The sequence below is a fragment of the Suttonella ornithocola genome (assembly GCF_001889065.1).
Taxonomy (GTDB): Bacteria; Pseudomonadota; Gammaproteobacteria; order Cardiobacteriales; family Cardiobacteriaceae; genus Suttonella_A; species Suttonella_A ornithocola.
Genome location: NZ_LWHB01000200.1, coordinates 1 through 4,818 on the forward strand (window position 1 = coordinate 1; position 4,818 = coordinate 4,818).

Sequence of the window (4,818 nt, forward strand, 5' to 3'; positions counted from 1 at the left end):
GARGGCTTACGCTCAGTAAAGCCTTTAGGATGGGGATTTTTAATCCAGCTATAGACGGTGAATTTGCTGATTTTGTAGCGCTTTGCAACAGCGCGCCAAGTTTCTCCATTAGCAATATCGTTAAGAATTTTCTGTCGGAATTGGCTGCAGTAGGTCATAGGATATGCTCAGTTTGTTTTTGATAATTCTACTACAAGTTGTTCTTTATATCTGCTTTGGATAGATTGGATTCTAAGTGATTTGACTATAGTAATATTTTCAATTTCAAGCCTCCCATGATGTAGCAGCATAATATACGAGACAATATTAAGCCCTAATCCGCTACTTTTACCGCTTCCATCTGGCCGCGGTAAAGAGAAAAAACGTTCGGTTAATTTACGCAAAGCATAATCTGGAATGGTTTCCCCGATATTTTCTATCCATACTTCTCCTCTATCACTAAAGCCATGCTCAACGCTCGAGCAGATAAGCTCAGTTCATAATCGGTCATAATGGCTTTTGCAATCTTTGATAGAGACACCGTTTCATACATCAATTGCGGACGATTTTCTAAACGTGCTAAAGCCAGTAATCGTTCAATTAACGTCTGCATTTTATTGCCTGCACGTTGAATTTGGACCGTTAATGCTTTTTGTTCTTGTGCGCTAAGCATTGGTTCAGAAAAGAGTTCAGCGGCGGCTTGTGCAGTGGTTAATGGGGTTTTGAGTTCATGGGTGAGTGTGGTAATCGTTTGTTCTACCGTTATAGCAGGGCTCTCGAAAAATACATACAGTATTTTGGGATAGGAGACTGTTTTCAAAGTGGAAGTTGAGTTGGCTTTGTATGTATTTTTGGGGAATTGGCTATAGCGGGTAGTTTACCCGTCCCCGCTTATCCGCTGTTTCTGTTTTCTTCACTCAATATTCACATAAAATTCACATATTTTTCATACTTATTAACCATACTAAAAGGGTGTTTTTATTGCCTATTTAGTAGAAGAAGAGAGAATTTGGTATGGCTTTTAATAATGGTTCTGATAGTTATGGATATTTTTCAATATTAGATACTACAGTAGATATTTCTTTATCACAAAAGTCATCCTTGGCGATGACTTCTTTTTATTCGCAATTAGATTTTCAAATTACTGCAAAAGATTTTAGTGTTGTTCATACTAAAACTAAGCGAATTCTATGGCAACAAAGAAAGCGTTCACGGGCTTTTTTCGATTGAGAAAGATAAAAAAGATCTACAAAAAGTTAAATCATCTAAATGATAGAACTGCCATTGAGTTTTATAGCATTATCAAGATAAATTAGATTCTAGTTTAGATGATTTAACAATATGTAGTCTTATAGGTAGCGTATGTTTGTATACGTACTTTGTTTAAGTGTTATTTAACTTCAAAAGTTAAGGTTACTTCTGTAAAGTCAATTTCGCAATCAGCATTGCCACTGTCTTCCTCTAGTTCGGTTGTTAAATACCAAAGTCCCGGCTTCAAAGCTTTAAATTCAAATTCTCCCTTTTTATTGGTTTTTGCATAAAAAGGCATCGGAATATCATGACCGCTGAAGCCATATCCGTCATAACTTCCTAGAATAACGGCGTCTGCAACAGGTTCTCCATTTTTAGTTAAGCGGAATGGAATAGTCGCATCGACTTTTAATGCATTGCTATTTGCTAATGGTGTAATTTCTATTCCTTTCCCTAAGACAGTTTGAGCGTAACTTCCGTCATCATTTCCTACTGTGAGAATACTTTTGCCCTGCATAACAGCAGTTTCACATAAAACAGCATTCTTAATATCTTTACGAGTCTTATTCATATACCATTTGCCTGCATCATCTTTTACCCAACTAGTTGGTTGATAATAAGCTGAAAGCAGATAAGTCCCTTCTTTTAGCTTAGCTTTTCCTTCGTAATGATAATTTTCTGCTCCTGCTTGTTTGAGTACTTCCTTAAAATTCTCACCATGAATAACGGGGGCTTCGAAAATAGATAGACGCTCTTCTGGGATGATTTCCGGTTCCGGAAAATCATGACCATAAATCAAATTTACACTCACAGTATCTTTATTATTATCTCCTATTACCCAAAGTGAATGTGCAAAAGCGGTAGTAGAACAGGCAGCTATAAGAGCGATAGAAAGATATTTTTTCATTAACTTCTCCTTAAATCAGATAGAAACGGGATTATTATCTAATTGATAATCATTGTCAAATAAAATGTAATATTGTTGCATTTTATTTGCCGCAGCATAGTACCTTAGATACAATAAAGAATACTATCTTTAATTATTTATACTTTTAGATAATCAAAAAATAATTTAACTATGTTTGATATATTAAATTATTTATAAAATAATAATGTAGTATTTTTGTAGATAGAATCTTAATGAAAGTATAAAAAGAAAGACTCTAGACTGGCAGAAACAATCTGTTAGTCTAGAAAAATGAAATATAACAGCAAACTAAGCACATATAAGCTTAAGAAAATCGTACAATGCTTTTGCATTGATATTGGATAGTGGTTTGAAAAGTATACTCATTAAATCTTACCAAGAAATTTTCTTGTTAAGATATTGGTATTTAGATGATCAATTAACTACCGGTTAGATTATTACATAATACTCCAACATATTTTTCGGTAGTGGTTTGAAAAGTATGCTGGAATATTATCAAATAATCCAGTGGCAGTTAAATATTTAAATATCAATATATTAAAAGAAGTATTTTTTGTAAGAGTATGTTTAGCATACTTTTCAAACCACTACCTATTTTTCAAGTTATTATCTATTTAAGATATTAACGTCTGACTTTTCATTTTTAATAAATTTGAGAATGAAATCTCTATTAAACTCTTTATTTATACAATAATTTTGATAAGAAAAATTAGATAACTTATCATTTTTTAATAATTTAATGTATGATATAGCAAGGCTCTCAAAAAATGCATACTGTACTTGGGGATAGGAGACTGTTTTCAAGATGGATATTTAGTTAATGTGTATGCATTTTTTGGGAAGTTGGCTATAGATGTGAATTGTTGATAATACTAAAGGAGCTTGTTTTGTCAAATTCGCAAAAGGTATTGGTCGTAGGGCTAATGCTATTTTCTTTATTTTTTGGTGCTGGCAATTTGATTTTTCCAGCGTTTTTAGGTCAACGAGAAGCAACAGACGTTTTTTCCGCAACTTTGGGATTCCTTTTGACGGGAACAGGGCTTCCTTTATTGGGGGTTGCGGCGATGGGTTTTTCGCAGGAAAAAGATGTACGCACTTTAGCTGCTAGAGTGCATCCTATTTACGGCTTATTCTTTACCATGATGCTGTATTTAACAATCGGGCCTTTTTTTGCACTACCAAGAACAGCAACAGTAGCATTTGAAATCGGCGTTGTTCCAATAATGGGCGCAGATATTACAACGGTGCAGCCGCTTTATTTAGCCGCGTTTACGGTTGTCTTTTTTGCGCTATCACTATGGATTTCTTTAGCGCCGGGTAAGCTAGTTGAACGCATCGGGAAAATATTAACGCCAGCTTTGTTAATATCTATTTTGATTTTATCTTTATATGCGGTATTTCAACCAATGTCTGCCTTACCACAAGGAACAAATGATTCCGCTAAGCAAGCTTTGATGGCTGGCTTTATCGATGGCTATAACACGATGGATGCTTTGGCCTCTATGATTTTTGGGGTATTTGTTATTCAGGCGATTGATAATGGTCAGTCTAAAGCGCAATTAATGAAATTAACGTTTTATGCAGGTGGTATAGCGGCTATTTGTTTGGCAGTTACGTATAGTTTTATCGCCTATATTGGCGCAACCAGTGTTGGTTTATTTGGGATTTTAGATAATGGAGCGGCAGTTTTGGCACATACTGCACAGCATTATTTCGGGAAAGCTGGCAATTTATTGATGGCAGTCATCGTCTTTTTAGCTTGTTTAAGTACCTCTGTGGGATTGATTTGTGCTTGTGCCGATTTCTTCCATCGTTTAATACCAAAATTTTCTTATAAAGTGTGGGTATGGATTTTTTCTATTTTTGCGGCAGCAGTTGCTAACTATGGTTTGAAAGCGTTGATTACTTATTCTATTCCGGTTCTAATGTGGCTTTATCCTTTGATGATTACTTTAATTCTGCTGACATTTCTTTCGCCGATTTTTGCACATCAGCGTTGGGTATATCGTTGGACGATAGGCGTTACGGCGGTTATTGGTTTCTTTGATGCCTATAAAGCTGCATTTGGATTAAGCGATGCTACACTTGCCTTATTATCTAAGTATTTGCCAATGTATGAGATTGGCTTGGGTTGGCTTATTCCAGTTATTTTGATTATTGGAGTGGGGATTCTTTGTCGTTTATTTCGTCGTCCTAAAGTCCTTACTTCTATTTAGTTTGCGAATAAAAAACGGAAAAGCTTTTTGCTTTTCCGTACGTAAAGTTTGTTGAGGGTTTGGCTTTATGCTTTCTCTAAAGCTCGCTCAATATCTGCCAAAATATCATCAATATGTTCAATTCCAATAGAAAGGCGAATTATAGTCAAATCACTTATAATCCAATCTATCCAAAGCAGATATAAAGAACAACTTGTAGTAGAATTATCAAAAACAAACTGAGCATATCCTATGACCTACTGCCGCCAATTCCGACAAAAAATTCTTAACGATATTGCTAATGGAGAAACTTGGCGCGCTGTTGCAAAGCGCTACAAGATCAGCAAATTCACCGTCTATAGCTGGATTAAAATCCCATCCTAAAGGCTTTAACTGAGCGTAAGCCCTCAAAGATTGATGATGAAGCCTTGCTTAAGGATATTGAGCAGTATCCCGATAATTACC

6 protein-coding genes are annotated in these 4,818 nt (G+C 35.3%); 3 read left to right on the forward strand and 3 right to left on the reverse strand.

The annotated features are described in order from the left end of the window. Together A5N85_RS17875 and A5N85_RS12775 are read right to left on the reverse strand one after the other, a co-directional pair. The coding region (locus A5N85_RS17875; protein ID WP_143143303.1) for a helix-turn-helix domain-containing protein at positions 1 to 158 on the reverse strand (158 nt) is incomplete at its 3' end. 257 nt (positions 159 to 415) lie between these two features. Continuing rightward, on the reverse strand, positions 416 to 799 hold the full coding sequence (locus A5N85_RS12775) for a histidine kinase dimerization/phospho-acceptor domain-containing protein (RefSeq protein WP_072577545.1): 384 nt from the start codon (positions 797 to 799) through the stop codon (positions 416 to 418). Positions 800 to 993: 194 nt separating this feature from the next. Here A5N85_RS12775 and A5N85_RS12780 point away from each other — a divergent pair, with 194 nt between their 5' ends. Next, a complete protein-coding gene (locus A5N85_RS12780; protein WP_072577546.1) occupies positions 994 to 1,209 on the forward strand; it encodes a hypothetical protein in 216 nt (71 codons plus the stop codon). 160 nt (positions 1,210 to 1,369) lie between these two features. On the opposite strand, the gene A5N85_RS12785 is transcribed toward A5N85_RS12780, so the two are convergent. Next, positions 1,370 to 2,137, reverse strand: coding sequence for a DUF4198 domain-containing protein (locus A5N85_RS12785; protein WP_072577547.1), 768 nt, complete (start codon positions 2,135 to 2,137; stop codon positions 1,370 to 1,372). A gap of 908 nt (positions 2,138 to 3,045) precedes the next feature. Between A5N85_RS12785 and brnQ the strand changes: the two genes are divergently transcribed. Both brnQ and A5N85_RS12800 read left to right on the forward strand, forming a co-directional pair. Beyond that, positions 3,046 to 4,374, forward strand: a complete 1,329-nt coding sequence (gene brnQ, locus A5N85_RS12790) for a branched-chain amino acid transport system II carrier protein (RefSeq protein ID WP_245935952.1) — start codon at positions 3,046 to 3,048, stop codon at positions 4,372 to 4,374. Positions 4,375 to 4,605: 231 nt separating this feature from the next. Beyond that, complete coding sequence (locus A5N85_RS12800; RefSeq protein WP_072577549.1) at positions 4,606 to 4,737, forward strand: helix-turn-helix domain-containing protein; 132 nt, start codon at positions 4,606 to 4,608, stop codon at positions 4,735 to 4,737. Positions 4,738 to 4,818 lie beyond the last annotated feature (81 nt).